Source organism: Flavonifractor sp. An306 (assembly GCF_002159455.1).
Taxonomy (GTDB): Bacteria; Bacillota; Clostridia; order Oscillospirales; family Oscillospiraceae; genus Flavonifractor.
In genome coordinates, this window is the sequence record NZ_NFIQ01000131.1 from 1 (window position 1) to 4019 (window position 4019).

Annotated in this window: 6 protein-coding genes and 1 tRNA gene; 4 read left to right on the top strand and 3 right to left on the bottom strand. The window is 56.2% G+C overall.

All coding sequences use genetic code 11. The annotated features are described in order from the left end of the window. Positions 1 to 254: 254 nt before the first annotated feature. Both B5F88_RS18530 and B5F88_RS20450 read right to left on the bottom strand, forming a co-directional pair. Positions 255 to 339: transfer RNA gene (locus tag B5F88_RS18530), tRNA-Leu, on the bottom strand. Positions 340 to 466: 127 nt separating this feature from the next. Beyond that, positions 467 to 667 (bottom strand): hypothetical protein, encoded by a 201-nt coding sequence (locus B5F88_RS20450; protein ID WP_140402196.1) that lies wholly within the window; start codon positions 665 to 667, stop codon positions 467 to 469. Between the two features lie 297 nt (positions 668 to 964). Here B5F88_RS20450 and B5F88_RS18535 point away from each other — a divergent pair, with 297 nt between their 5' ends. Then, positions 965 to 1810: a pyridoxamine kinase gene (locus tag B5F88_RS18535; protein ID WP_087348935.1), complete on the top strand. Its 846-nt coding sequence runs from the start codon at positions 965 to 967 to the stop codon at positions 1808 to 1810. Positions 1811 to 1859: 49 nt separating this feature from the next. On the opposite strand, the gene B5F88_RS18540 is transcribed toward B5F88_RS18535, so the two are convergent. Next, entirely contained in the window at positions 1860 to 2108 is a 249-nt protein-coding gene (locus B5F88_RS18540; RefSeq protein ID WP_087348937.1) for a hypothetical protein, read from the bottom strand. A gap of 297 nt (positions 2109 to 2405) precedes the next feature. Between B5F88_RS18540 and B5F88_RS18545 the strand changes: the two genes are divergently transcribed. The 3 genes from B5F88_RS18545 to raiA all read left to right on the top strand — a co-directional run bounded on the left by B5F88_RS18545 (position 2406) and on the right by raiA (position 3875). After that, positions 2406 to 2789, top strand: coding sequence for a DUF134 domain-containing protein (locus tag B5F88_RS18545; RefSeq protein ID WP_087348939.1), 384 nt, complete (start codon positions 2406 to 2408; stop codon positions 2787 to 2789). Between the two features lie 13 nt (positions 2790 to 2802). Continuing rightward, on the top strand, positions 2803 to 3189 hold the full coding sequence (locus tag B5F88_RS18550) for a NifB/NifX family molybdenum-iron cluster-binding protein (protein WP_087348941.1): 387 nt from the start codon (positions 2803 to 2805) through the stop codon (positions 3187 to 3189). Between the two features lie 140 nt (positions 3190 to 3329). After that, positions 3330 to 3875 (top strand): ribosome-associated translation inhibitor RaiA, encoded by a 546-nt coding sequence (gene raiA / locus B5F88_RS18555; protein WP_087348943.1) that lies wholly within the window; start codon positions 3330 to 3332, stop codon positions 3873 to 3875. Positions 3876 to 4019 lie beyond the last annotated feature (144 nt).

Sequence of the window (4019 nt, forward strand, 5' to 3'; positions counted from 1 at the left end):
TTTGATGTCACGGCAAGACCCCCCGTACAAATTAGTGCTGGAACGTTCCGCTACGTTCCAGCACTATTATCTCATGGAAGTCTATCCGCCTGCTCCTTTGACGGTTACTCTTGCTCTTTCCTGAGGTGTCCTCCTCTATTTTACGCTTACTTGCATCTCCATCTCGGCTGGTGCTCGATTTTTCCCTCTGAAACGGCTGAAACCCTTGCCGCAGCAAGGGTTTCAGGGGTTGCATCTTTTTCAGCAACCTTAGTTGGTACGGGTAGTGGGGGTCGAACCCACACGGATCACTCCACTGGAACCTAAATCCAGCGCGTCTGCCAATTCCGCCATACCCGCATATTCAGTTTCCCTCTATTTTTACTCGGGGAGGGATTGCCCGAGACAGAGCGTTGCGCTTAATCTGCATCAATAAAAGCAGGTAAAACTCCTGATTTGTCCTCAGATATACAATAAGAGGAAGTTATCACCTATGTCGGTGTTCAATTTTATCTGTTATACTTCCATCTTTATTGATCCGTCTTGTCGCCTTAACCGTCGATCCATCTGGTTGATTAAAGATTTTAGTAACACGAGCAGTATATTTCCCTGCCCAAGTTTCTGTTTTATCCGGACTTTTTGCGGGGAGGGTTGGTAACTTAGCGTTCTGCTTCGTCAACTTTCCCATTAACTTTACCTCCTCGTTAAAGATATCTACCTTCAAAACCTTTCACTGAGGTGACAGCACCTAAATCTCGCATGTCTACCAATTCCATCACAGGCGCATATTCCATTATCCAAAAGGTACTCAATGGAGGAGAGAAGGCTCCGGTTTTCTCTCGAACGAACCCGCTTTCCTTGCAGTTCCACAGATGCCCTTCGGAGCTTGAAATTCAGTTTATCATCAAGGAGAAAAAAAGTCAATTGCACTTCTATGGCGATACAGGTATAATAAAGCCTGTTGACGGAAGAAGGAGGGAGCGATATGGCGCGTGCGCCGAGAGTTGCGGCAATTCAGGATATTTCAGGCTTCGGGCGCTGCTCGATGACGGTGGTGCTGCCGGTGCTGGCCGCCATGGGCAGCCAGTGCTGTCCGCTGCCCACCGCCTATCTGTCCGCCCACACAGCGTTTCCCGCCAGCGATAAGGCCACCTTTCTGGATATGACGGGCCAGATGGCGGGCACAACCAGCCACTGGGCGGAGTTGGGGGTGGCGTTTGACGCGGTATACAGTGGCTTTGTAGGCAGCGAAGGGCAGATCGGGCTGATCGAAGCGTTTTACCGCCGGTTTCGGGGCGGGAATACCCTGGTGCTGGTGGACCCGGTGATGGGGGACCATGGCCGGCCCTATCGCACCTACACGCCGGATATGTGCCGCCGGATGGGGCAACTGGCGGCACAGGCTGATGTGATCACGCCCAACCTGACCGAAGCGGCCCTGCTGCTGGGAGAGGATTATCAGGCGGTGCCCGGCGACGAGGCGGGGCTCCGCCGTTGGCTGGAACGTTTGAGTCTGGCGGGGAAGCGCTCTGTGGTGCTGACAGGTGTGAGTCTGAGCGACGGGGAGATCGGGGCCGGCTTTTTTGACCGCCGCACCGGCCGGACCGGTTTTGCCATGGCCCGGCAGGAGCCGGCCCAGTTCCCCGGTACCGGCGATCTGTTTGCCAGCGTGGTGCTGGGCGCCCTGCTGCGGGGCGAAGGGCTGGAACAGGCGGCACAGCGCGGCGCCAACTTCGTCCAGCGCTGTGTGGCCCACACGCTGGCCCAGGGTACGCCCATTCTGGAAGGGGTTCAATTTGAGCCTCTGCTGGGCGCACTCATGGAACCCTGAACAAAACGCCGCCCCCGACGCATATGCGTCGGGGGCGGCGTTTTCATGCTCAGGCCCGAGCCATGGCGTCCTCCAGGGCCCGCTGCCGGATCTCCAGCATCCGCATCACATAGAGAGAATCGGTGATCACCTTCAGCGGTCTGGAGTAGTCCAGCGCAAACAGCCCCAAGAAGGAGCGGGCGTCCACCCGGATCTGGTCGTCTTCATTGGCAATATATACGGGCTTATCCGCGTGAGCAGCAAGCTGCTGAAGTTCGGCCAGCTCGGAAATAGATTGAAGTTTCAGATCAAAAACCATAAGTCATACCTCCTTGTGTTTGATCGTGTGAGAGTATAGTACAGATGCCTTGCAGATACAATGGGCAGACTAAACGAAATTAGTGGGCATAAAAACGGGGGAGAAGTGTCAAGATGATGAAATAAGAGTTTTATTAAATGTTAAACCGATTAGTTAAAATTAGAAACGAGAAAAAATGTAGTCAAAAATGCAGTATAAGAAAATGCTTAAGCAAAAAATTTGTAAAATATTTTATTATTGACATATGCCAAAAACCTGCTAAAATAAATGGCATAAGTCAGAAACGGAGGGATGGCGATGCCGCGGCCCAGAAAATGCCGGAGGATCTGCGCGCTGCCCCGGTGGAACACCTTTGGTCCGCTGGAGGGGGGCGCGGACGGGCCGGTGGAGATGGCGGTGGAGGAGTATGAGGCTATCCGTCTCATCGACCTGCTGGGCTGCACCCAGGAGGAATGCGCCGGACAGATGGGGGTGGCCCGCTCCACGGTGCAGCAGGTCTACGACCGGGCCAGGCAGAAGCTGGCCTTGGCTCTGGTGGAGGGGCGGCAGCTGGTGATCTCCGGCGGGGACTATATGCTATGTGCCCAGGCGGAGGGCTGTGCCGGGCGGGACTGCGCCCGGCGGCGCTGCGACCGGGGCCGGTGCGGCTGCGGCGGCTGCGCCGGACAGGAAACAGATTAAGGAGGGATTTTCCATGAAAATTGCGGTTACTTATGAAAACGGACAGGTGTTTCAGCACTTCGGGCACACGGAGCAGTTTAAGCTCTATGAGGTGGAGGACGGACAGGTCCGCGCCTCCCAGGTGGTGGATACCAACGGCAGCGGCCATGGAGCCCTGGCTGGGTTTCTGAAGGAGCGGGGCGTGGAGGCCCTGATCTGTGGCGGCATCGGCGGCGGAGCCCGGAATGCGCTGGCCCAGGCGGGCATCCGTCTGTATCCCGGCGCGGCGGGGGATGCCGACGCCCAGGTGGAGGCGCTGCTGCAGGGCAGCCTGTGCTACGACCCGGACACCGTGTGCGCCCATCACCACGACCACGGGGCGGGACACGACTGCGGCGGACACGGCCACAGCTGCGGCTGAAGATTTGTTGGTAAAATTGCGCAGAAAATTTTCAAATTAGTTGTGGCAATTAGCGAACTTCGTGGTATAATCAAAGCAGGGAACCGGCCAGGGCCGGATCCAGCAAGGCCCTCCCCAGAGGGCGGAAGGAGCTGAAAACTATGAAGTTCGTGTTTACCGACAAAAAGATCAATCTGCCTAACAAGGTCCACGCCTATGCGGAGAAAAAGGTGGGCAAGTTAGATCGTTATTTTAAGGCGGACGCGGAGGCCGCCATCGTCTTCAGCGTAGAAAAGGGCCGCAACAATGTGGAGCTGACCATCCGCTCCAGCGGCACCATCATCCGGGTGGCGGAGAGTACCTCCGATATGTTTGCCACCATCGACGCGGCGGTGTCCTCCGTGGAGCGCCGTCTGCGCAAGAACAAGAGCCGGCTGGAGAAGCGCCTGCGCCAGGACGCCTTCTCCCGGACTGTGGATGTGGAGGAGCTGTCCTCCTTCGTTCCCGAGAGCGACGAGGAGGAATACCGCATCGTCCGCACCAAGAAGTTCCCCATCAAGCCCATGACGGTGGACGAGGCGGTGCTCCAGATGGAGCTGGTGGGCCACACCTTCTTCGCCTTTAAGGATGTGGACCATGACGGCCGGTTCTGCGTGGTGTACAAGCGCAACGACGGGGACTACGGCCTGATTGAGGACGAGATCTGATAGTAAGACAAAAAAGAGCCGGCAGGGTACGCCCTGCTGCACTTGTAAAATGAAAGTAGACACTCACAAAAGTGTGGGTGTCTACTTTTTTTCATGGTAAGATGAAGAAAAGGGGGTAGAAAAAATGGGGAAAAAGGGGACGTC